The sequence below is a fragment of the Microbacterium sp. genome, assembly GCF_029263575.1.
In the GTDB taxonomy this organism is placed as follows: Bacteria; Actinomycetota; Actinomycetes; order Actinomycetales; family Microbacteriaceae; genus Microbacterium.
In genome coordinates this window covers 22,809-43,790 of record NZ_JAJUFV010000006.1, presented here as the reverse complement: position 1 = coordinate 43,790, position 20,982 = coordinate 22,809, and the positions used below count along the sequence as shown (strand labels likewise).

Genomic DNA, 20,982 nt, shown 5'->3' with positions numbered 1-20,982 from the left:
TGCAGCACTTCGCCTTTCGTCGTCGGAAGGCCTGCAGCGCGGACGACATCGGCGTCGCCGGTGCAGTCGATCACGACCTTGCACGCATAGGCCGTGCGCCCGGCCTTGTTCTGCACGATCACGTGACTCACGGTCCCGTCATCGGCGACGACGTCGGCGAACCAACTGTGAAAGAGCAGGGTCACCCCGCTCTCGAGCAGCATGCGCTGCGCCGCGAGTTTGAGAATCTCATCATTGACCGGCCAGTTGCCACTGTCGCGCTCGAGCTCGGCACCGCCGAGCTCGGCGGCACGACGCATCAGCTCGAGCGGAATACCGCCGATGTGCTGCTGACCGCCCACGCGGAACTCGCTGATCGGAGTCACCAGCGCGCTCGTCGACATTCCGCCGACGAAGCCGTAGCGCTCGATCAACAGAGTGCGAGCCCCACCACGAGCAGCGGCGATCGCCGCGATCACGCCGGCAGGGCCCCCTCCGGTGACGATGACGTCGAAGTCACCGACGACCGGGGTGCTTTTCGACGGCTCCGCCACGTACAGCGCGCTCTTCTCGCTCGACATGCTCTTTCGGCCTCCATTGCCTTTCGCGATGTTCCTGCCCGCAAGTATATGGATTTACTTCTGTGTTCACTAGCTTATGTGCTTTATTGACCGCCTTTAGGTACTTCGTTATACTCGCCACCATGGGCACCTGCGTTCTTGCGGCCCGCATGTATCAAGGAGGATAGAAATGCGTTCCAGCACCCGAGTACCACTCGCTGTCGCCGCTCTCGCGGCCGCAAGCCTGGTGGTCGCCTGCAGCAACGGCGCAAACCCTGACACCGGCACGAGCGGCGAAGACGATGTCGATCTTCGGATGACGATCTGGTCGGCGAACCCCGATCACGTCGGTGTCTTCGAAGATCTCGGCGCGGAGTTCGCAGAGCAGAATCCCCGCGTCGCGAGCGTCAAGATCGAGAGCTTCGACCTCGCCCAACTCGACACGCTGGTGACGACGCAGATCTCCGCCGGCGATGCCCCCGATGTCAGCTGGCTGCCGGTCGAGAGCAGCGCCGAGTACATCAAGGCGGGTGCGCTCGTCGATCTGCGCGAGACCATCGACGCGACGGAGGACTTCGACTTCGACGACTTCATTCCCTCGTTGCTCGAGCGGTGGGAGGCCGACGACGCGGTGTACGGCATACCGTTCTCGACGGGGCCGCTGATCATGTACTACAACAAGGACCTCTACGCTCAGGCAGGTGTCAAGGATCCGGGCCAGCTCATCGCCGACGGCGACTGGACGTGGGAGACCTTCCGCGAGACGTCGAAGCAGCTGGCCGATTCAGCTGGCGTGCCCGGTTACGTGCTCAACGACTTCGATTTCAAGAACTGGACGCGCCTGCTCCCCTACCTCAACGCCTACGGAGCATCCCCCTGGAGCGACGACGCCTCGAAGTGCACGCTCGATTCTCCCGAGGCCGTCGAGGCCCTCTCCGTCTTCCACGGCATGACCTTCGATGACGGTTCGATGCCGGTGCCCGGCCAGCAGGTCGACTTCTGGGGCGGCGGCGCCGCGGCGACGTCAGCCTTCCTCGGCTCCGCCGCGAACCTCGGTGAAGTCGACTTCGACTGGGGCATCGCGCCGACACCCGCGGGCCCTGCCGGTGACGTCGTGGCGACAGGACAGGCCTCCATCGTCGCCTTCGCCGCAGGCAACCACACAGCCGAAGCCGCCGAGCTCGTCGCATTCCTCGGCTCGAAGGACGCGATGGCGAAGTACTCGGGATTCTTCCCGCCGATCCGCGAAAGCGTGCTCACCCCCGAGGTACTCACCCAGAACTCCGAGGTTCTCACCCCCGAGGCAGTGGTGCCGATCATCGAAGGAGTCAAGGAGAATGGCAAGGTGTTCCCTGTGACAGAGAGCAATGCCGTCGTCGCTGATGCACTGAACTCGTCGCTCGATGAGTACTTCTATCAGCCCGGCGTCGACGTGAAGCAGGCACTCACGAGCGTCTGCGGCAACGTCGGCGAACTCCTTCCCTGATCTGGAGACCTGCGCAACATCATGACAATGCAGCATCGCGCTGCCGCCTCGGCGCCCGGAGAGATCCGGGCGCCGAGGCGCGGCAGGAAGAGACACGGCCCGCGTGAGGCTGGCCGCAACGTCTTCGGCTACACGCTGCTGGCGCCGCAGACGCTCGGCATGCTGGTGGTCGGGCTCGTCGCACTCGGGGGCGTCGTCCAGCTCAGTCTGACGCGCGTCAACGTGCTCGCCGGCACCCGTGACTTCGTCGGCCTCGACAACTACGCACGCATCTTCAGCGACCCGGATATGGCGGTCGTGCTGTCGAACACCTTCTTCTTCGTCGTGGTGCTGAGCATCGGGGGCACCATACTCGCCCTCGCCCTCGCTCTCTTACTGAACCAGAAGATCCCCGGCATCAACATCTTCCGTGCGGCGATCTTCGTCCCCGCACTGGTGACCACCGTCGCGTGGACTCTCGTCTGGGGATTCATCCTCCAGCCCGGCGGCTTGCTGGATGGCATCGTCGGACTCGTCGGGTCGGGCCCCTTGCCATGGTTGCGCGGCGAATGGCTCACGCTCGCCGTGTTCGCCGTCATTCAGCTCACGAAGAACGTCGGCATCAACATGATGATCTTCCTCGCGGCGCTGCAGGCCGTGCCTCAGGAACTGCTGGACGCAGCGCACGTGGACGGCGCGGGACGCTGGACGCGCTTTCGCCACGTCATCCTCCCGCAGATCTCCTCGGCGATCATCATGGTGTTCATGCTGATGGTCAGTGGCTCGTTCAAGGTCTTCGAGCTCGTCCTGCTGCTCACCAACGGCGGCCCCGGCGTGCAGACATCGGTCCTCGCCTTCGAGATCTACCGGCAGGCCTTCCGGCTGAACGACATCGGCTACGCTTCCGCGCTCTCGGTGTTCCTGTTCGTCCTGGTGATCGCGCTCATCGGCGTCATCTGGCAGTTCCGAAAGAGGATGGTCTTCCATGAAGCGGAATAGCGCATTGCGATCGCCAGCGGTGCGGCGCATCCCGACCTACGTACTCCTGAGCGTCATCGCGCTGCTGTTCATCGGGCCCGTGCTGTGGATGGTGAGCGGATCGTTCAAGTCCATCACAGAGATCCTCAAGTATCCCCCGCTGATCTTCCCAGAGGTGTTCCGCTGGGAGAACTACGTGCAGGTCTTCACCTTGCAGCCCTTCGGACGGCAGATCCTGAACTCCGTCCTGCTGATGGTCCTGATCTGCGCCCTCACGCTGCTACTGGCGGTGCCCGCGGGCTACGCCCTCGCCCGTGTCCGACCGGTCGGCGCCGCGGTCATCTTCATCATCCTGCTCAGCGGCGTCTTCATCCCGCCCGAGGCGGTGATCATCCCGCTGTTCCAGACGGCCGCTGACCTCGGGTGGGTCGATACCTTCTACCCGCTGGTGATCTTCACCTCGGTGCTGTCAACGGGACCGGTTGCGATGTTCATCATGCGCCAGGCCTTCCTCACCCTCCCCGCAGAGTTCGAAGAAGCGGCAACGCTCGATGGCGCCAGCCGCACCCGCACCATGGTGCAGATCTTCCTCCCGCTCGTCCGCCCATCCATCGCATCGGCGATCGTCTTCACCGCGTGGTTCAGCTGGAACCAGTTCCTCGAGCCACTCGTCTATCTGCGCTCGCAGACGATGCTCACGGTCCCGGTCGCGCTGACGCTCTTCGAAGACGCACTGGCCGGCCCCCGGTGGAACGTGCAGATGGCTGCGACGACCCTCTCCGTGCTGCCCGTGCTCATCGTTTTCCTGCTGGCTCAGAAGCACGTGGTCTCCGGACTGACCGCGGGCGGCCTGAAGTCGTAGCATCCGAGTACGAGATCTCTGGAAAGGACGCCCATGCCCGCCACCTTCTCCGCGCCGCTGCGGCTCAACTATCTGCAGTACTCTGTGACGTCGACGCGGCAGCAGTTCGAGACCGTGCTCCGAGTGCTCGAGCCCGACGATCTCGCGGCCGTCGAGAACCCGCGTATCGTCTACCTGCTGCCCTCGACTCCGGAGCTGAGCCACCGCTCGGGAGACGGGCTGGATGAGGCGCTGCGCGGTGATCTGCACAATCGCCACGGCTTGATCTTCGTCGCGCCCACATACTCGGACTGGCCGTGGATGACCGACCTTCCCGATCAGCCGATGTTCCAGCAGCTGATGTTCTTCATCGATGAGATCGTGCCGTTCGTCGACACCCTCTACCCCGCTCTCCCCCGGCTGCTGATCGGTTACAGCAAGGGCGGATCGGCGGCACTCCAGATCCTGCTGCGCTACCCGCAGGCCTTCGCGGCCGCTGCGGCATTCGATTCACCCGTCATGAAGACGCAGCCCGATCAGTGGGAGATGCCCTACTACTGGCCCAGCCCCGAGCGCTTCGAGGACTTCGCCATCCCCCACCTGCTCCGCACCCGCGGCGGCGAACTGGGCGACGCCCCGCGGATCGCCCTGCACGGGTATGGAAACTTCGGCAAGGACGCACCGGATTGGAGCCACGACCACCTCTCCGAGGCGCACCGGCTGCTGGATGAGCTCGGCATCGCGCACGTGTACGACAACGAACGGCACCGTGCGCACCGGTGGGATTCGGGTTGGCTGCCCGAGGCCGTCGCAGCAGTCGCGCGGATGACCGACACGCTCTGACGACGACTCACGCGCCCTGCGGGGGCGGCGCGCTCGACGCGCGCAGCACCATACGCGTCTCTGGTTCGCGGAAGATCACTTCGCCTTCGGTCGGGGAGCGCATCTGTTCGAGCAACAGCTCGACCGCGACCCGCCCGAGATCGCCGAGCGGCATCGCGGCCACGGTGAGCGCCGGACTCAGATGCGGGGCGAACCACGTGTCGTGGATGCTGACGATCGACACATCCTGCGGAACCCGCCGGCCCGAGGCGATGACGCCGGCATGCACTCCCAACGCGCTCGTGGTCGAGACGACGACCAGCCCCGTCGCGCTTCCGCGGCTCAGGCAGTAGCTCTCGGTGACCTCGCGCGCCGGGCCCGCGTCCCAGCCACCGGCGATGACCGGGTGCGGAGCCAGTCCGGCCTCCGCCATCGCCGACAGATACCCCTGGAAACGACGCTCGGATGATGAGCCCTCCGCCCCGACGAAGGCGATGTTGCGATGACCGAGCTCGATCAGGTGGCGCGTCGCCAGCGTCGCGGCGCCGGCGTCATCGAGTCGCACAGTGCGGAAGCCGTCGAGCGCGTCGGCGTTGAACAGCACGGTCGGTATCGACTTCGCACCCTGCAACGATGACAGATCGTCGGAGTATCCGCCCTGGATGAGCAGACCGTCGACCCGGCGACCTTGTGTCAGTCGGCGAAAGGTATCAGGGTGGGCTGCGAGTTCCGCGGCGTTGAGGAGCATGAGCGAGTAGCCCGCCGCAGCCGCTGCAGTCTCAGCGCTCTCGACCATCTGCGCATAGATCGGATCAGTGACGTGGTAGAGGGCAAAGCCCAGCAGCCCGGTCTGCGCGCTGCGCAGGGCCCGCGCAGAGGCGTGCGGCGTGTACTGCAGCATCTCGATCGCCGACGTCACGCGCTCGCGCGTCTCCTCGCGGATCTTCAGAGTCGGGTCGTCGTTGATCAATCGCGAGACGAGCCCAGGGGAAACTCCGGCGAGCTTCGCGACTTCCGATAGACGCGCGCTTTTCGCCATTCGCGCCTCCTTGTCGCTCGTGCCGTATCCCGGGCGAGCGCCGAGGATTCGTTCAATCGTAATACTCGACCCCCGTCACCGGTGAAAGGACACTCGGCTTCATCGCCGCACGCACTCCAGCAGCGTTACCAAGTATTTTGATTTACGTAACCTCTCGGTCGCCACTGCTCAGTAGGTTTCTCCTGAGTTACCCGTTATTTCAATCGAAACTGGCGTGAACGACATAAAGACACGTCTCTTGTAGTGCAATCAAGTATGTCGTTATACTCGCCATCGTCAGCGCCTGCGACCGCACGGCGCAGGTAGTCGAGGAGGACATCAGTGCGTTCCCATACCCGTGTACCGACGGCGTTCACCCCCGCCGCATGGCGGCCATCCATGGTCAGAAAGGCCGGTGTGATCGCCGTTGCCGTGGCCGTCGCCGCGAGTGCGGCGGTCTCGGCCCCGGCGGCTGCTGCGATCTCTTCGGACGTCGCATCGTCTGCGCCGACAGCCATCGCGGCTTCCGCCGTTCCACAGGCCGACGTGATCAGCGTGGACTTCACCGAGGACGGCCCGGTCGAACATGTGAAAGACCGCCCGGTCAGTGTCGAAGGTACGGCCCCGAACATCGTGTACGACGAGACCGTGGAGCGCTATATCGCCGATTTCGTCGGCGACACGGAGCGAACCAGCACGGGCACCGGCGCGTATGTCTACGACATCAGCGACGCCTGGTCGACGGATGACCCCGAGTACGCAGAGGGCATCGATCTCCTCGATGGCGGCACGTTCGAATGCTACTTCCGCTACGACGGAGACAGCCCGGTCCCGGGTGGTCAGTCCAGTCAGCTGTGCGCGGGCGGCCCGGAAGGGTACGCCTTCTACCTGCCCGCGACAGGATGCTGCCTCCGGTTCAAGGCCACATCCACGTCGGCGAACGTGAACACGGCCACGGCACCGATCCCGGTCAAGCCGGGAGAATGGGTGCACGCGGTGGCAACCGTCGGCGACGGCGAGGTCAAGCTCTACCTCAACGGCACACCCGCGTGGGAACTCGAGCCGCAACCCGGCAACGGAGCTGGCTCCGGCCGCAACCACGTCAGCCCGTACAGCACACTCAGGGTCGACAGCGTTCCGAAGTGGGGCATCGGCGCTACCCCGCGCGAAGATGGTTTCGCGCAGCCCGCCCACATCGCGGTCGCGGCATCGCGCGCCTGGAGCTCGGTTCTCACCGAAGCCCAAGTGGCGATGCTGTGGAACGAGGAGAAGCCCTCAACGGCCGAGGAAGTGGATCCCGGAGATGACCCGGGCGAGGAGAATCCAGACGAGCCGAACCCGAACGTCGACGTGCCAGCTGCCGATGTGCTCGATGTCGACTTCTCCGACGAGGCGGCGGCATTCCGGGATCACTCGCCCGCGAACCGCCAGCCGAAGGTGACTGGCACGGCGGATGTCACCGTCGACAGGGCCTTCACCACGCAGCCGCACAATGTCTACACGACAGATGGGCAGAAGGACCACGCCTTCTATCCGCTTCAAGATGCGTGGGCTGACACGGGCGCACCGCGCACGGACGACACGAGCACGTGGGCTGACGACTCGTGGGCGGGCGACGGCCTCACCCTGCAGTGCGATATCAAGGTGAACCAGTCGCTGCCGGTCACCGGCACGCCTCACGTGTGCGCCGGCAAGAGCGCCGGCGGATTCGGGCTGCACCTGTCGAACTCGTCGATCGTCGCATCCATGCACATCAACGGCGGGTACAAGAGCATCGGCACGCCGGCCCTTCAGTCAGGCGTCTGGTACAGCGTCGTCGCGACGTTCGACGGCACCGAGATCGACCTCTACCTCGACGGCAAGCTGGTGGGAACGAACGCCACGGGCACCGTCGGCCAGATCAAGGCACCGACCGCCGGTTCAACCATCGAGCCGTACGTTCGCTACTTCGCACTCGGTTCCGACGTCGCCGGTCGCGGTTCCATCGAATCTCCCGCATCCGTCAGCATCGGCAACGCACGTATCTGGAGTTCCGCGCTGAACGCAGATCAGGCAGCGCGATTGGACCGCGACTCGTTCGGCGATCGCACAGCGGCACCCGAACTCGTCTCGTCCGTCCCCGCCGCCGGCACGGCGCTGGAGACCCCGACGGAGTTCGCCGTGACGATCTCGGATCACGGTCTCGCGACCGGGTGGCGGTACGAACTCGACGGTACCGAGATCCACCCCGGTGATGTGATCGGCGCGGGTATGGAAGCCGGCGACCACGAGATCGCCATCTTCGCGACCGATGTGTTCGGTCGATCTGTGAACTGGACCATTCCCTTCACGTCGCTGCGCATTCCGCTGCCAGGCGGAACCGAGACGCGGCCGGAAGACAACGCCGCGGTCCTCTCGGCGACCGCGACGGGTGTGGCCGACAGCATCACCACGACCTTCACCGAGGCGCGTCTCACCGAGGCTCCCGCGGGAGTTCAAGGCACGATCTCCGTTTCCCTCGCCGAGCTCGACCTCGATTTCGCCGACGAGGCGGACGACGTCACCGCGATCTCGGGCGGGCTAGCTCCGGGTGATGACGAGATGACGAAGAGCCCGGCCAGCCACGACGCATTCCCGTTCCAGCGGTTCGACATCGACCTCCCGAATGCCGAGCGCGGGCAGCAGCTGCTGTGGAGCGGACAGGCCGATCCGACGCGCATCGTGAAGCTCTGGGCGTGGGACCAGACGAGCGAGTCCTGGTCACTCGTCGACGAGTCGCGGGGCGTGGCAGACGGTGACACGCATCTCCAGAGCGAGATCCATGCACGTTTGATCGACTCGAGCGACGAGAACGATCCGGTGGTGCATGTGGCCGTCACTGCGGAGGATCCGTTCGCCGATGATCTGTCGCCTCGCGATGAGTCCGCGGGGTCACCCGAGCTGAAGGATCATTTCGAAGCGCCCGAGGACTACGATTTCTCCTTCGTCCACTACACCGATGCGCAGTACACGACCGAGGTCGCATCCGGCAGCGACATGGAGTGGGCGTCGAGCCTCCCCTGGCAGCACATCGAGGGCGCGACGAACACGCCAGCGGAGTCTGCGGTCTTCGCGCAGTCGCTGCGTGAGCAGAACCAGTGGATCGGCGCGAACAAAGACGAGCGCAAGATCAGTTACGTCGCGAACACCGGCGATGTCATCAACAGCAACGTATCGCTCAGTGACATGCGGTTCGACCCCGACGCTGTCGACCCCGGCGACGGTTCGAGTGTGTTCGACTACACCACCTCCGACGGATCCGTCCCCGGCGCCAAGGAGCAGATCGGCAAGGAGTTCGAGACGATTGTCTCGCTCCAAGAAGATCTGTGGGAGTCCGGCGTGCCGAACCAGGCTGTCGCAGGAAACCACGACAACTACAACGGCGCGCACAACGGCCCGAAGTCACCGTTCGCCGCGTTCTTCGCCGCCGATGAGTACTACGACCAGGCCGCTGAGCTCTGGCCGGCGGGCGCCTCGTTCCACACCATGGACGAAGTGACCGATTCCGACACGGGTGCCGTCGCGACGCGCGGAAAGGACAGCTCTAACAGCTACGTGCTGTTCTCCGCCGGTGGGCTCGACTTCGTCGCGGTCGGGCTGTCCTACGGCGTGACTCAGGAAGAATCCGACTGGGCGGACTCGGTGTTCAAGCGCTACTCCGATCGCAACGGCATCCTCATCACTCACGGATACGTCTCGGCGTCGTCTGAACCGGATGGTCGCACCGGTCGAGTGGGAGCCGATGGCAGCAAGCTGTATGACGAGGTCGTGCGCTCCAACGCGAACGTGTTCCTCGTCCTCGGCGGACACTTCCACGGTGTCGGCACGAATGTCGAGACGATCCCGGGCGTGCAGAGCAACCACAAGGTCGTTCAGATGCTCGCCGACTATCAGGGGTACATGGTTCCGGCGGAGACCATCTTCAGTAAGGAACGGTGCGCTGCGGCGGGACTGGACACGGCGACCCAGTGCGTGTTCGGCACCGGCGACGATGCGGGCAAGATCGACGTCGACGGCGATGGCTCGTGGGATCACCTGACGACGGACAAGCTCGCCATGGGCGCCAGCTTCATGCGGATGCTGCAGTTCAACACCGCGGAGAACACGATGTCAGTCGACACCTATTCACCTTTCCTGGACGAGTTCGGAGCAACGCCGTACGACCACGGCAGTTCGCCGAAGAACACACCGGAGCCGATCAACCGGTACAACGGCGCGGAGGACAACCTCACGGTTCCCATCAACCTGAGCACCCGCACGACATCGTTCGCCACGGACGGCCTGGTGGTCGCGACGCCGACCGACGTGGTCATCGGCACCGAGACGGTGCCGTCGGGAACACCGGCGACGGTTCGCTGGAGCGACCTGACCGCGGGCGAGATGTACGCATGGACAGCCAGCAGCACGGAAGCGGGCACCGGTGCAAGCACCGACGCGAGCATCAAAGCGAGCACCGAAGCGGGCACTCTCGTGCAGTTCGGCGGGCTCTTCCAGGTGGAAGGGTCGGATGCGCCAGACCCCGAACCCGGTGACGGTGGCGGCTCCACCGACCCGGGCGCCGGCTCCGGCGATGACGGCGCCAGCGGCGGCGGGCAAGACGGTGATGACGGGGGCGCAGGCGGACAGGACGGCGAGCTGCCGCGCACAGGTGCAGAAGCGTCGACGGCGTTCATCCTGGCAGCCGTTCTCCTGCTCGCCTTCGGGGCTGGGATGGCCGTCTTCACCCGGCGCCGCAAGGGGTCGTCGATGTGACCGACGACCGACGCTGAGTTCCTGATGATGATGCTCTCGGATGCCTGCAATGGCGTCCGGGAGCATCATCGTCGCCGGCTACTCGGCTCTGTCGCAGGGCGTTCGACGCCCGTGCCGCTCACCGGCCGAGCGACCCCAGCATCTCGACGAAGCGATCGAGGTCGCCTTCCGTCCACGAGCGCAGGTTCTCGCCGAGCCGACCTTCATAGCGTTCCCGGGCGATAGCGATGCGCTCCTGTGCGAGATCGGTGGCGACGAGCACGCGAGCGCGCCGGTCGTCGGGGTCGGGCACGCTTTCGACGAGCCCGAGCTCTTCCAACTGACGCACGTGCCGGCTGACGGCTGATTTGTCGGTCTGCAGCCGCTCGATGATCGCCCCCGCCGAGGTCGCTTTGCCGCTCGCGATCGAGGTGAGCACCTGATAGCCCAGCGGCTGCAGGTCGGGGTGCACGGTCGCCGCGGCCTCCCGCCAGCCCACGCGGATGCGGGCGAACAACCGCCCCAGTTCGTGCTCGACGCGTGCGACGGCCTGTGCTGTCGCGGCATCCGCGGGCGAGTCAGTCATGCTCGCCAGTTTACGGGCGCCTTCACCGGCACAGGCACCGCGCTCACATCTCGGAGAGAGCGCGGAACACCTTGGATGCCGCCGTGATCTCTTCGTTCGTCAGCCCGGCCAGTGCACGGCGGAGCCGATGGGCGTGATCAGTCCGCAGCTCGACCAGGGCTTCGCTGGCTGCCGGAGTCGCGGTGAGCACCCGTTGCCGGGCGTCGTCATCGTCCGGCCGAGATTCGAGAAGACCGAGGTCTTCAAGCATCCGCACCTGTCGGCTGATCATCGACTTGTCCATCTCGAACCGCTCGGCGATCTCGTGGGCGTTGGAGCTTCCGACCCGCGAGATGAACATCAGCAACTTGTAACCCGACGGCTGGAGCTCGGGGTGGATGCGTGCCGCCGACTCCTTCCACATACTGCGCGCTCGCGAGAAGATGAGGTTCAGGTGACCCTGGAACTCGGCGAACTCGGCATCCGTCGCCAGCGCGGAGCGGGTCGACCCGGCGGCGGTCATGTCAGCGCCTGACCTCATCGCCTGCGACGACGCGAATCGACCCGGTGCCGGTCGTCGCGCCCACCTCGGCCTCGGCGACCTCGATGGCCGATTCCTCGGCCTGTTCGCGCAGCTGCTCGGCGGCGTTCTTGGTCGACAGCGGCTTGTTCTTGATGAAGGCGATCGCGATGATGCCGATGACAGCGAGCGGAACCGCGATGAGGAACGCGTCGGCGATGCCGTGACCGTATGCGGATTCGACGACCGTTCGGATCGATTCGGGCAGCGATGACACCGCGGGCACATCGCCGGATGCCAGGCCCTTCAGCGCGCTGATCTCGTCGGGCGTCGTCGGGGTGAAGCCCGCAAGGCCGTCTTTCATATAGCCGGCGACGCTGGTCGAGAGCACCGAGCCCATGATGGTCACGCCGATGGTGCCGGCGATGGTGCGGAAGAAATTGACGTTCGACGATGCCGCACCCAGCTGCGTGGGCGGGGTGTCGTTCTGCACGATCAGGGTGAGGTTCTGCATGACCATGCCGAGCCCCGCGCCGAGCACGAACATGTACGTCGCCACGAGCGGGAACGGCGTGTCATAGCGCAGGGTCGACATGAGGGTGACGCCGATGAGCGCGAGCACGGATCCCGTGACCATCCACCCCTTCCACTTGCCGAAGCGGCTGACGAGCTGGCCGATGATGATCGACGCGCCCATCTGACCGATGATCATGGGGATCGTCATGAGGCCCGATTCGGTCGGCGTGGCTCCCCGAGCGAGTTGGAAGTACTGCGCGAGGAAGACCGCGGTCGCGAACATCGAGACGCCGATGGCGATCGAGGCGACGACCGACAGCGTGAAGGTTCGATTGCGGAACAGCGACATCGGAACGATCGGCTCTTTCACGATGAGCTCCACCACGATGAACGCGATGATGGCGACCGCGGCGATCCCGGCGAGCGCGAAGCTCGTCAGCGAGTCCCACTCGAACTGGCTGCCGCCCATCGACACCCAGATCAGCAGCGACGAGACGCCGACGGCGAGCAGAACGATGCCGAAGTAGTCGATCGAGACCTTCATGCCCTGCGGCTCGGGCAGGTGCAGCGTGAACTGCAGCAGGAGAAGCGCCACGATCGCGAACGGCACGCCCACGAAGAAGTTGGCCTGCCAGCCCAGCGTGTCGGTGATGACGCCGCCCAGGAGCGGCCCGCCGATCGTGCCGAGCGCCATGATGCCGCCGACGACCCCCATGTACTTGCCGCGCTCACGGGGCGAGATGATCAGTGCCACGGCGATCATGACGAGCGACATGAGTCCGCCGACGCCGATGCCCTGCACGACGCGCATGACGATGAGCATGTTGGTGTCGGTCGAGAAGCCGGCGATCACCGTGCCCACAGTGAAGATGATCAGCGAGACCTGAACGAGCATCTTGCGGTTGACGAGGTCGGCGAGCTTGCCCCAGATCGGGGTGGTGACGGCCGTGGCGAGCAGGCTCGCTGTGATGACCCAGGTGTACTGCGACTGCGTGCCGCCGAGGTCGGCGATGATGACCGGCAACGACGTGGACACGATCGTGCCAGAGAGCACGGCGACGAACATGGCGACGATGAGGCCCGAGATCGCGGTGAAGACCTCACGGGCTGAGCGCGTGGGCTCAGGTGAGATGTGCGTGGTGGAAGTCAAAGGGGTGGTGCTCCTGCAGAACGAAAGTTGATGAATGACAACCTTATTTATGTCGTTGTGATTTGTCAACTATTGCCGAGAGTCAACCAATTCGTCCACCAGCCCCACGTCGCTCGCTAGGCTTGCGGCGTGGGCAGAGCAGGCGAAGCGGTGCGGGGGTCGCTCCGTGCCGCCTGGCGCCTGATCGGCTCGGCCCTCGCCGCTGTGCCGACCTTGCTGTGGATCGCGATCGGTCTCGTGGCGGCACTGATCGTCGCGGTCACGGCCTCGGGCGGGCTCCGCGCCGTCGAGACAGTGCCAGTGGCCACCGCGATGGGCGATGAGCTGCACCTCTCGGAGTACACGGTGACAGTGCTCGACGCCGCGTTCACAGATGCCGTGGAGGATCAGTTTCTCGAAGCCGACGCCGGTGAGACTCTTCTGGTCGTGACGATGGAACTGGAGAACACGACAGACCGTCCGATCGGCCTCACCACCAGCGCCGACCGCATCTCCACCGGATTTGTCAACACGCGCAACCCGCTGTTCACCCTGACCAGCCCCGAACACGGCGAGGGCGAGCGCCCCGGCATCGAGCCGACCACGAGCGTGCTCGCGTGGCGCACGGACGGGTCGGCGGGCTCGGTGATTCTGCAGCCGGGTGTCCCGAGCGCCCTGCGCGTCGCGTGGACGGTGCCAGCGGATGCCGTGGCAGCAGGCGTCTCTCTCGATGTGTACGACGCACAGGTGACGACCGGACAGATCCTGATCTCCTCCGATCAGGTCATCTGGCGCCGCGGCGAGCTCGCAGCGCGCATCGAACTGGATGGCGACCGATGACTCCGGCACGCTCCTGGGCCTCGGGCATTGCGCTGGCCGTCGCGGCGTGTGCGGTGTCTGTGGTCGCGACCACGGCGTTCGACCAGCGTGCTCCGTTCGTCGTCAGCGGTGCCGTGGGTGAGCAGGTCAGCTCGCGCGCGCTCACGGCCGCCGCCGCGGACGTCCGTTTCGCGGACCGGGTCACGGTCGATGACTGGCACGCCGACGGCCGCTGGATCGTCGTCACGGTCGTGGCATCCGCCCCGCAGACCGAGGTAGACGCCGTCATCGAGCTGGCCACACTCGAGGTGGATGGGCAGGTGTTCCAGGCAAGCGAGCGACCAGGGACGTCGCTCGTGCGTACAGATCTTCACGTCGGTACGGACACGGTCGGGATGCTGGCTTTCGAGGTGCCTGAGCGCATCAGCGACGACGAGGGGCTGCTGCGCCTGTCGACCACGTACGCCACGCCACGACTGGACGATCTTGTGGTGCTTCCGATCTTCTTGGACGACGCCCCTACCGAGCCGAGCATCGAGATCGAAGACTCACACCTGGGGGCGCCATGAGGTGGTGGCGCAGGCAGGGGCTGGCGCTGATCGCGCTCGTCGTGGCGGCGGTCGCCGCTGCCGGAGTTCATGTTTGGCTGGATGTGCTGCCCTCTTCGGAGGCAGAGCAGCCGACGGTCGTCGACGTGGAACGGCGCGGCGAGATCGCCGGTCAGACGATCGCGGTCGACACGGTGCGCTGGGACGAATTCGACGCTCCGGCCGGTTCGCGCACCCTGAGCGTCGCGATGCGCTCGACGGGTGGAGCGGATGCCACGCGGTGCGGGGCGTTCACTCTGGCAGAGATCGAGGGGTCTCGCGTGTGGCTCGGCGCGCACCGCGACGTCGATGTGCCTTCGGATGCCGGTGAGCAGTCATGTCTCGAAGAGTCACTCTCCTACGACATCCTCGCTGTCTTCCTCCTGCCGGATGACGCGACCGGCCCGTTCTCCCTCACCATCCCCGATCTCGACGACCGCATGATCCGCTTCGTCGTCGAGCCCTGAGGGTTCTGTGTCGAGTCCCGCCTCCGGGCGGGCGATGACGGCGTCATACGCTGTCGCCACGACCGCGACGCCCACCGGCTCGGCCACCGCCGCGACGGCGACGAGGATCATCGGCAGATAAGCGCTCCAGAATGAGCTGTCGTGTCCGCCGATCAACTCCAGCAGGCCGCGAGTGCCAGCCTGCGTCGCCAGTTGCCACAGCGCGTACGCCAGGACGAACGCGCCGATCAGCAACGGCCCACCTCGCCAGATCACCGAGACGGCCGCCCACAGGTCTTCGAATCGTCGGAGCAGCACGCGGACGAGCTTCGCCGTTGTTCCCGTGAGCGCCGCGCGGCTGCGGCGAAGCGCCGGCGGGGTCGTGTCGAAGGTCGTGCCGTAGATGACGCCGGCCACCGCGAGCCATCCGGCGGGAACGACGATCACGGCTGCCAGCAGCCCGACCAGCCAGAGCGCACCTTCCCAGACAAAGGCGACCGGAACGATGTTGCCGGCGAACCAGTCACCGATGTCGTTCAGCCAGGCTGTGACCGCGCGCCCGGCGAGCCATTCTCGAACGTCTGCCCACCACTGGCCGACGAGGGTGAAGAGCATGAACGTCCACAGCAACTCGGTGTATGCCGCGACGACGAAGGTCCACGCTGGCAGGCGCTCGCTGTAGCGCGCGTGCAGCGTCCGCAGCGCCAGGGCGATCACGAGCACAGCTACCGGAAGCACCCCGACGGAGATCAGACCGCCGCGATCGCCGAGTGCACCGTATTCGTAGTTCGTCTCGGCCAGGGCGATGCCGGCGGCGATGTTGAAGAACTCGTTCTGGTCGGCGGCCAGCATGCCCCATGCGGCATAGAACGCCGAGAACGGGAGGATCGCGGCGAGAGTCGCCGCCAAGAACTCCCGAGCCCCGCCGCCGGCGGGGTGAGCGGCGTGGGCGAGCGCAGACCGAACGGTGAGGTACATCGCGATGTACGACACCAGTCGCGCCGCGACAGCAAGCGGCAGCAGCAGGAGCCCGCCGAGCGAGGTGTACCCGCCGACGAAGCCGGCGACCTGCACGAGTACCTGGTGCAGAGCTTCGCCGCCGAGATACCAGGCGGCGAGCGCGATCCAGTGCGACGCGAGGATGCGCCCGAAGGTGCGTAGCGCCTGGGTCATGCTGATAACCGTAGCGTGCGCGTGGGTCGGATGCCGGGGAGGCGGATGCGCCGAAAGAAGAATCTCCTACTTGCCGCCGCTGGATGAGTTCTCCGAGATGAACCCGGCGATGTCGATCGCGATCTGTTCCGGCTGTTCGCCACTGAGCGCGTGGGAGGCGCCGGGATAGTAACTCACTGTGCCATCGGATAACGCGCGTTCGGCGGTACCTACGGCGGCTTGAGGGTCGTGCATGACCGAGTCTCCGGCCAGAATCGCCAATACCGGCAGGTCAATGGCGGCCAGTTGCTCTTCGCTGATTCTCGCGGGTTGCGGCAGCTTGAGGTTGTAATGCTGCATCCCTGCTTCGATCATTTCCGCGACCGGAACGTCCTCGACTGGGGCACCGCCTGCGGTGTATGAGTTGAAGTCGTCCCGCCATGACTTCGGCAACCACGAAAAGGCGGCAGGGATCGATCGCATCACGGTGCTCAACGGCATCTCCCCGAAGACGAACACGGGATCGATGAGTGACATCGTGGCGACGAGCTCGGATTCGTGCACGGCGAGGTTGACCGCACTCCATCCGCCGATTGACAGCCCGATGAGATGGAAGCGGTCCTCCGGCAGGCTTTCGAGTGCTTGGTGAAGCCAAGCCGCTTGATCCTCGTCGTTCTGGATTGGGCGCTCTTGCACGCTCATCCCTGGTTCACCGAGCAAGTCGATGGTGTACACGTCGCCGATCTCGCGGAGCATCGGCAGATTGTCGGCCCATACCGGTGAGGCAGCGGAACGGCCGGGCAGCAGGATCAGCGGTGCGGTGGCAGTGCCGGTGCCGGTGGCGTCCCCGGTGCCCGAGAACCGGTACAGGCGCACGATGCCGAAGTCGGTGCGCACATCGACGGATTCCTCAGCCTCGGGCATTTCAGCAAAGGCCTCGTCGTAGGCCGCCATAAAGCGATCCTGCCCCTGAGCACTGTCCCAGTGGCCCACTGGAGATGGAGAACGGACGATAAAGCCCGCTGCTATGGTCAGCACCGCAACGACTACCAGTGCAACCCGAAATCGACGCCCTGGGCGATGAGGACGCTTGATGCCTCCACTTTGACCGACAGCGTTCTCCTCGACTGCAACACTTCCCGACATGCATCTCCTTACCGTACGGTAGAATTTTCTACCGTACGGTAAGGTGGCCGACATGGCAAGAGATGCTTCTCGCGGCGTTCGACCCCCGACCGAACTGACTCTGACAGAGCGAGCACGACGAAGTCAGCTGATCGCGGCCACGATCGATCTGGTCGCCGAGAGGGGCTACGCAGGAGCTTCACTTGCGGGCATCGCGCAGAACGCCGGCATCACCAAGGCTGCGGTGCTTTATCATTTCCCGTCCAAAGCGCATCTCGTGCGCGCCGCTTACGAGCACGTCATTGATGCACTCGTGCAAGAGGTCGCTGGTGCGGTCGAATCGGTCGAGGTCGGTGATGGACCAGCTGCCTACATCAGGTCGATGATCAGTCATCTGCATGAGCATCCTCATCACACCCGGATGATCATCGAAGCGATGACCCACGATGAGGGCGACGGCGACTCAGCTGAGAGGTGGCGGCCATTGGCAGACATCATCGCTGCCGCCCACCCGGTCAGAGCGGCTGACGAGGGCAACGCGAAGAACACGGCGATCATCATCGGCGGAGCGATCAATGCAATCGTCGCGGAACGACTCCAAGATCCCGACTACGACACTGCAGCAGCGGCCGAACAACTCGTTCGCATGGTCGAGCGCTCCACTCGGTGAGAACGGAAGCCGAACGCAGCCGTCGTGGCAGATATCAAGTCCGGGCAGGCGTTGACGCCTCGCCAACGCCTGCCCTTTCGGTGAAACCTAGTTGAACTGGTTCATCGTGTTGTCTTTTCCGCCAGCCTTGAGCGCGGCGTCGCCGGCGAAGTACTCCTTGTGGTTGTCACCGATGTCGCTGCCGGCCATGTTCTGGTGTTTGACCGTGGCGATCCCCTCGCGGATCTCCCGGCGCTGCACACCCTTGACGTAGGCGAGCATGCCCTCGTCAGCGAAGTAGCCCTTGGCCAGGTCATCCGTCGACAGAGCCGCCGTGTGGTACGTCGGCAGGGTGATGAGGTGGTGGAAGATGCCGGCCCTCGCGGAGCCATCCCGCTGGAAGGTGCGGATCATCTCGTCGGCCACTTGGGCGAGCTCGGTCTCGTCGTAATCGACGCTCATGAGTGCACTGCGGTCGTAGTTGTCGACGTTCATTCCCTCCGCCACGAACTTGTCGTATGCCTGCTGGCGGAAGTTGAGGGTCCAGTTGAACGACGGACTGTTGTTGTAGACCAGCTTCGCGTTCGGGATGACCTCGCGCACCTTGTCCATCATCCCGGCGATCTGCTCGACGTGCGGCTTCTCGGTTTCGATCCACAGCAGGTCGGCGCCGTTCTGCAGCGACGTGATGCTGTCGAGCACGCAGCGCTCTTCACCTGTTCCGGCACGGAACTGGAACAGGTTGCTCGCCAGGCGCTTCGGGCGCAGCAGCTTGCCGTCGCGCTTGATGATGACGTCCCCGTTGCCCAGGTCTGCTTCAGAGATCTCTTCGACGTCGAGGAACGAGTTGTACTGGTCGCCGATGTCGCCGGGTTCGTTCGAGACAGCGAGCTTCTGTGTGAGGCCGGCACCCAGCGAGTCGGTGCGAGACACGATGACACCGTTGTCGATGCCGAGTTCGAGGAACGCGTAGCGGAGGGCATTGATCTTCGCGATGAAATCCTCGTGCGGAACGGTGACCTTGCCATCCTGGTGACCGCACTGCTTCTCATCCGACACCTGGTTCTCAATCTGGAGCGCGCAGGCGCCTGCCTCGATCATCTTCTTCGCGAGGAGGTAGGTCGCCTCGGGGTTACCGAAGCCGGCGTCGATGTCGGCGATGATCGGCACGACGTGAGTCTCGAAGTTGTCGATCTGCGACTGGACGAACTCTGCGGCGGTGTCGTCGCCGGCGGCCCTGGCGTCGTCGAGCTGTGTGAACAGCAAGTCAAGCTCACGGGCATCCGCCTGGCGAAGGAAGGTGTAGAGCTCTTCGATGAGGGCTGGGACCGACGTCTTCTCGTGCATCGACTGATCAGGCAACGGGCCGAACTCAGAACGGAGGGCTGCGACCATCCAGCCCGACAGGTAGAGGTAACGCTTGTTGGTGGTCTTGAGGTGCTTCTTGATCGAGATGAGCTTCTGCTGGCCGATGAAGCCGTGCCAGACGCCGAGCGACTGCGTGTAGACCGAGGAGTCAGCGTCGTACTCGGCCATGTCGCGGCGCATGATGTCCGCGGTGTACTGCGCGATCTCGAGCCCGGTCTTGAAGCGGTTCTGTGCGCGCATGCGCGCTACCGACTCGGGGTTGATGGCATCCCAGCTGGAGCCGGCTTCGTCCTTCAGCGACCGAATGGCGTCGATGTCGTCCTGGTAGGCGGTCATGATGTGTCCTTTGCTGTGGTGGCGGTCAGCGATAACTCCACTCTCAGGCAAGAACAATCGGTTCTCCACCCAAATCAGCGGAGAAAAAACACACTTCTTCTGTTTATCGGAAGGGAAGCTCGCCACCAACGCGGGATAGTGCAGGATCCGCCGCCACCGCGCTGCTCTCTGTTGAGCGCGAGATCGGATGCCGGAAGCGTTTCCCGTCTCCGCGCGAGCGCGAACCCGGGAGATCCTTCCGGGATCCGCTCCGTCGCGCGTGGAACGCCTCGGGAGCGCGCCCGACCTCTAAGACGTCTGCGTCTGCGCGTTCTGTGCTTGATCCCCAGAACTCTCCTGGTCTCGAGCGTGCTTGCGTAGCGCCGAGATCGCCGCACTGCGGGCAACGATCCATTGAACCGTGATGCCGACGACCAGAGCCGGTAACCAGATCGGCAGAAAGATCATGATCGTGTCGAAGGGCGTATTTCCAGGATTCATTGAAGCAGTGTATCGGGCGCCCATCTTCGAGATTCCTCTGATGCGGCCTCATCCGAGGAAACCACCCCCCGCAGTAATCATTTCACCGCTGATGTAGTCAGCCTCGGGGTACGTCAGCATGACAACGGCGCCCGCCGCTTCCTCGGCTGCACCGGCACGCCCCAGAGGTGTCATCGCGTTCATGCGGTCAGCGATTTGCGGGTTCATACCCACCTTTAAGTCGCGGCCCTCGATCTGGATCGAAGAGTCACCGGCAGTAGCCTCGGTCAAACGCGTATTAATCATTCCGAACGCCACAGCGTTGACGTTCACGTTGTATCGGCCCCACTCTTTGGCGAGAGCACGGGTCAGTCCGAGAATTCCTGCCTTAGCTGAAGAGTAGTTCGCCTGGCCGACGTTTCCGAACAGGCCAGAAATCGAGGAGATATTCACCACCTTGCGATGAACTCGGCGGCCCTTGGCGATCTCCGCTTTTGCGTCCTGGCTGAGGATGGGCTGCGCCGCACGAAGAATGCGGAACGGTGCTTTGAGATGTACGTCCTGGATGGCATCCCACTGCTCGTCTGTCATTTTCTGAATAACGGCGTCCCAGGTATAGCCGGCGTTGTTGATGATGATGTCCAGCCCACCGAAGCTCTCCACAGCGGTGTTCACGAACGCCTCAGCGAAGCCGTCTTCGGTGACGTTGCCCACACACGACACAGCTTCGCCGCCGCGAGCCAGGATCTCTGCGACGACCTCCGCGGCAGGATCCGCGTCGAGATCGTTGATGACTACGCGCGCTCCCTCGGCAGCGAGCTTAAGCGCGATCGCGCGTCCGATCCCGCGGCCGCTTCCGGATACGATCGCGCTTCTTCCTTCAAGCTTGCCCATGGGGC

19 protein-coding genes are annotated in these 20,982 nt (G+C 64.7%); 9 read left to right on the top strand and 10 right to left on the bottom strand.

All coding sequences use genetic code 11. From position 1 onward, the window contains the following. Window positions 1-560, bottom strand: a 560-nt coding sequence (locus Q1J95_RS01335) for an FAD-dependent oxidoreductase (RefSeq protein WP_300265448.1), incomplete at its 3' end; no start/stop codon positions are given. A gap of 169 nt (window positions 561-729) precedes the next feature. On the opposite strand from Q1J95_RS01335, the gene Q1J95_RS01330 reads away from it, so the two are divergent. From Q1J95_RS01330 to Q1J95_RS01315, 4 genes are read left to right on the top strand one after another with little or no spacing between them, the layout of a single operon-like run. After that, window positions 730-2,025: a sugar ABC transporter substrate-binding protein gene (locus Q1J95_RS01330; protein ID WP_300265445.1), complete on the top strand. Its 1,296-nt coding sequence runs from the start codon at window positions 730-732 to the stop codon at window positions 2,023-2,025. Window positions 2,026-2,052: 27 nt separating this feature from the next. Then, on the top strand, window positions 2,053-3,003 hold the full coding sequence (locus Q1J95_RS01325; protein ID WP_300265442.1) for a carbohydrate ABC transporter permease: 951 nt from the start codon (window positions 2,053-2,055) through the stop codon (window positions 3,001-3,003). Then, complete coding sequence (locus Q1J95_RS01320; RefSeq protein ID WP_300265439.1) at window positions 2,990-3,844, top strand: carbohydrate ABC transporter permease; 855 nt, start codon at window positions 2,990-2,992, stop codon at window positions 3,842-3,844. Before Q1J95_RS01325 ends, Q1J95_RS01320 begins: the two co-directional genes overlap by 14 nt. Window positions 3,845-3,877: 33 nt before the next feature. Further along, window positions 3,878-4,666 (top strand): alpha/beta hydrolase-fold protein, encoded by a 789-nt coding sequence (locus Q1J95_RS01315; RefSeq protein WP_300265436.1) that lies wholly within the window; start codon window positions 3,878-3,880, stop codon window positions 4,664-4,666. Window positions 4,667-4,673: 7 nt separating this feature from the next. Here Q1J95_RS01315 and Q1J95_RS01310 read toward each other — a convergent pair whose 3' ends face one another. After that, entirely contained in the window at window positions 4,674-5,684 is a 1,011-nt protein-coding gene (locus Q1J95_RS01310; RefSeq protein WP_300265433.1) for a LacI family DNA-binding transcriptional regulator, read from the bottom strand. A gap of 378 nt (window positions 5,685-6,062) precedes the next feature. Here Q1J95_RS01310 and Q1J95_RS01305 point away from each other — a divergent pair, with 378 nt between their 5' ends. Continuing rightward, the gene (locus Q1J95_RS01305; RefSeq protein WP_300265430.1) at window positions 6,063-10,433 is read left to right on the top strand and encodes a LamG-like jellyroll fold domain-containing protein; all 4,371 of its coding nucleotides are present in this window, start codon (window positions 6,063-6,065) and stop codon (window positions 10,431-10,433) included. 118 nt (window positions 10,434-10,551) lie between these two features. Here Q1J95_RS01305 and Q1J95_RS01300 read toward each other — a convergent pair whose 3' ends face one another. The 3 genes from Q1J95_RS01300 to Q1J95_RS01290 are packed head-to-tail and all read right to left on the bottom strand — an operon-like array spanning window position 10,552 to window position 13,163. Continuing rightward, the gene (locus Q1J95_RS01300; RefSeq protein WP_300265427.1) at window positions 10,552-10,998 is read right to left on the bottom strand and encodes a MarR family transcriptional regulator; all 447 of its coding nucleotides are present in this window, start codon (window positions 10,996-10,998) and stop codon (window positions 10,552-10,554) included. 43 nt (window positions 10,999-11,041) lie between these two features. After that, window positions 11,042-11,500 (bottom strand): MarR family winged helix-turn-helix transcriptional regulator, encoded by a 459-nt coding sequence (locus Q1J95_RS01295; RefSeq protein ID WP_300265424.1) that lies wholly within the window; start codon window positions 11,498-11,500, stop codon window positions 11,042-11,044. 1 nt (window position 11,501) lies between these two features. Beyond that, a complete protein-coding gene (locus Q1J95_RS01290) occupies window positions 11,502-13,163 on the bottom strand; it encodes an MDR family MFS transporter (protein WP_300265421.1) in 1,662 nt (553 codons plus the stop codon). Between the two features lie 129 nt (window positions 13,164-13,292). On the opposite strand from Q1J95_RS01290, the gene Q1J95_RS01285 reads away from it, so the two are divergent. Genes Q1J95_RS01285 through Q1J95_RS01275 form a run of 3 tightly spaced genes read left to right on the top strand, consistent with a single transcriptional unit; the run spans window position 13,293 to window position 15,015 of the window. After that, window positions 13,293-13,982: a hypothetical protein gene (locus Q1J95_RS01285; protein WP_300265418.1), complete on the top strand. Its 690-nt coding sequence runs from the start codon at window positions 13,293-13,295 to the stop codon at window positions 13,980-13,982. Next, window positions 13,979-14,530: a hypothetical protein gene (locus tag Q1J95_RS01280; protein ID WP_300265416.1), complete on the top strand. Its 552-nt coding sequence runs from the start codon at window positions 13,979-13,981 to the stop codon at window positions 14,528-14,530. The genes Q1J95_RS01285 and Q1J95_RS01280 overlap by 4 nt, the downstream gene beginning before the upstream one ends. After that, on the top strand, window positions 14,527-15,015 hold the full coding sequence (locus Q1J95_RS01275) for a hypothetical protein (protein WP_300265414.1): 489 nt from the start codon (window positions 14,527-14,529) through the stop codon (window positions 15,013-15,015). Before Q1J95_RS01280 ends, Q1J95_RS01275 begins: the two co-directional genes overlap by 4 nt. Here Q1J95_RS01275 and Q1J95_RS01270 read toward each other — a convergent pair. Further along, window positions 14,899-16,167: a hypothetical protein gene (locus Q1J95_RS01270; RefSeq protein ID WP_300265412.1), complete on the bottom strand. Its 1,269-nt coding sequence runs from the start codon at window positions 16,165-16,167 to the stop codon at window positions 14,899-14,901. The two genes, Q1J95_RS01275 and Q1J95_RS01270, sit on opposite strands and share 117 nt — an antisense overlap. A gap of 66 nt (window positions 16,168-16,233) precedes the next feature. After that, the gene (locus Q1J95_RS01265) at window positions 16,234-17,292 is read right to left on the bottom strand and encodes an alpha/beta hydrolase (RefSeq protein WP_300265409.1); all 1,059 of its coding nucleotides are present in this window, start codon (window positions 17,290-17,292) and stop codon (window positions 16,234-16,236) included. Between the two features lie 52 nt (window positions 17,293-17,344). Between Q1J95_RS01265 and Q1J95_RS01260 the strand changes: the two genes are divergently transcribed. Continuing rightward, window positions 17,345-17,941 carry a TetR/AcrR family transcriptional regulator gene (locus Q1J95_RS01260; RefSeq protein WP_300265406.1) on the top strand — a complete coding sequence of 199 codons (597 nt, stop codon included), beginning with the start codon at window positions 17,345-17,347 and terminating at the stop codon, window positions 17,939-17,941. An 87-nt stretch (window positions 17,942-18,028) separates the two neighbouring features. Here the strand turns inward: Q1J95_RS01260 and Q1J95_RS01255 are convergent, their stop codons facing one another. From Q1J95_RS01255 to Q1J95_RS01245, 3 genes are all read right to left on the bottom strand, one after another. After that, the gene (locus tag Q1J95_RS01255) at window positions 18,029-19,624 is read right to left on the bottom strand and encodes an isocitrate lyase (RefSeq protein WP_300265403.1); all 1,596 of its coding nucleotides are present in this window, start codon (window positions 19,622-19,624) and stop codon (window positions 18,029-18,031) included. A gap of 288 nt (window positions 19,625-19,912) precedes the next feature. Next, entirely contained in the window at window positions 19,913-20,104 is a 192-nt protein-coding gene (locus Q1J95_RS01250) for a hypothetical protein (RefSeq protein WP_300265400.1), read from the bottom strand. Window positions 20,105-20,152: 48 nt separating this feature from the next. After that, entirely contained in the window at window positions 20,153-20,977 is an 825-nt protein-coding gene (locus Q1J95_RS01245) for an SDR family oxidoreductase (RefSeq protein ID WP_300265397.1), read from the bottom strand. Window positions 20,978-20,982 lie beyond the last annotated feature (5 nt).

Bases quoted from the DNA above. Each gene is read 5' to 3' on its own strand.
- Q1J95_RS01330 (WP_300265445.1), top strand. From the start codon at position 730: ATGCGTTCCAGCACCCGAGTACCACTCGCTGTCGCCGCTCTCGCGGCC.
- Q1J95_RS01275 (WP_300265414.1), top strand. From the start codon at position 14,527: ATGAGGTGGTGGCGCAGGCAGGGGCTGGCGCTGATCGCGCTCGTCGTG.
- Q1J95_RS01270 (WP_300265412.1), bottom strand. From the start codon at position 16,167: ATGACCCAGGCGCTACGCACCTTCGGGCGCATCCTCGCGTCGCACTGG.
- Q1J95_RS01265 (WP_300265409.1), bottom strand. From the start codon at position 17,292: ATGTCGGGAAGTGTTGCAGTCGAGGAGAACGCTGTCGGTCAAAGTGGA.
- Q1J95_RS01315 (WP_300265436.1), top strand. From the start codon at position 3,878: ATGCCCGCCACCTTCTCCGCGCCGCTGCGGCTCAACTATCTGCAGTAC.
- Q1J95_RS01245 (WP_300265397.1), bottom strand. From the start codon at position 20,977: ATGGGCAAGCTTGAAGGAAGAAGCGCGATCGTATCCGGAAGCGGCCGC.
- Q1J95_RS01250 (WP_300265400.1), bottom strand. From the start codon at position 20,104: ATGAATCCTGGAAATACGCCCTTCGACACGATCATGATCTTTCTGCCG.
- Q1J95_RS01325 (WP_300265442.1), top strand. From the start codon at position 2,053: ATGCAGCATCGCGCTGCCGCCTCGGCGCCCGGAGAGATCCGGGCGCCG.
- Q1J95_RS01305 (WP_300265430.1), top strand. From the start codon at position 6,063: ATGGTCAGAAAGGCCGGTGTGATCGCCGTTGCCGTGGCCGTCGCCGCG.
- Q1J95_RS01295 (WP_300265424.1), bottom strand. From the start codon at position 11,500: ATGACCGCCGCCGGGTCGACCCGCTCCGCGCTGGCGACGGATGCCGAG.
- Q1J95_RS01260 (WP_300265406.1), top strand. From the start codon at position 17,345: ATGGCAAGAGATGCTTCTCGCGGCGTTCGACCCCCGACCGAACTGACT.
- Q1J95_RS01280 (WP_300265416.1), top strand. From the start codon at position 13,979: ATGACTCCGGCACGCTCCTGGGCCTCGGGCATTGCGCTGGCCGTCGCG.
- Q1J95_RS01255 (WP_300265403.1), bottom strand. From the start codon at position 19,624: ATGACCGCCTACCAGGACGACATCGACGCCATTCGGTCGCTGAAGGAC.
- Q1J95_RS01310 (WP_300265433.1), bottom strand. From the start codon at position 5,684: ATGGCGAAAAGCGCGCGTCTATCGGAAGTCGCGAAGCTCGCCGGAGTT.
- Q1J95_RS01320 (WP_300265439.1), top strand. From the start codon at position 2,990: ATGAAGCGGAATAGCGCATTGCGATCGCCAGCGGTGCGGCGCATCCCG.
- Q1J95_RS01300 (WP_300265427.1), bottom strand. From the start codon at position 10,998: ATGACTGACTCGCCCGCGGATGCCGCGACAGCACAGGCCGTCGCACGC.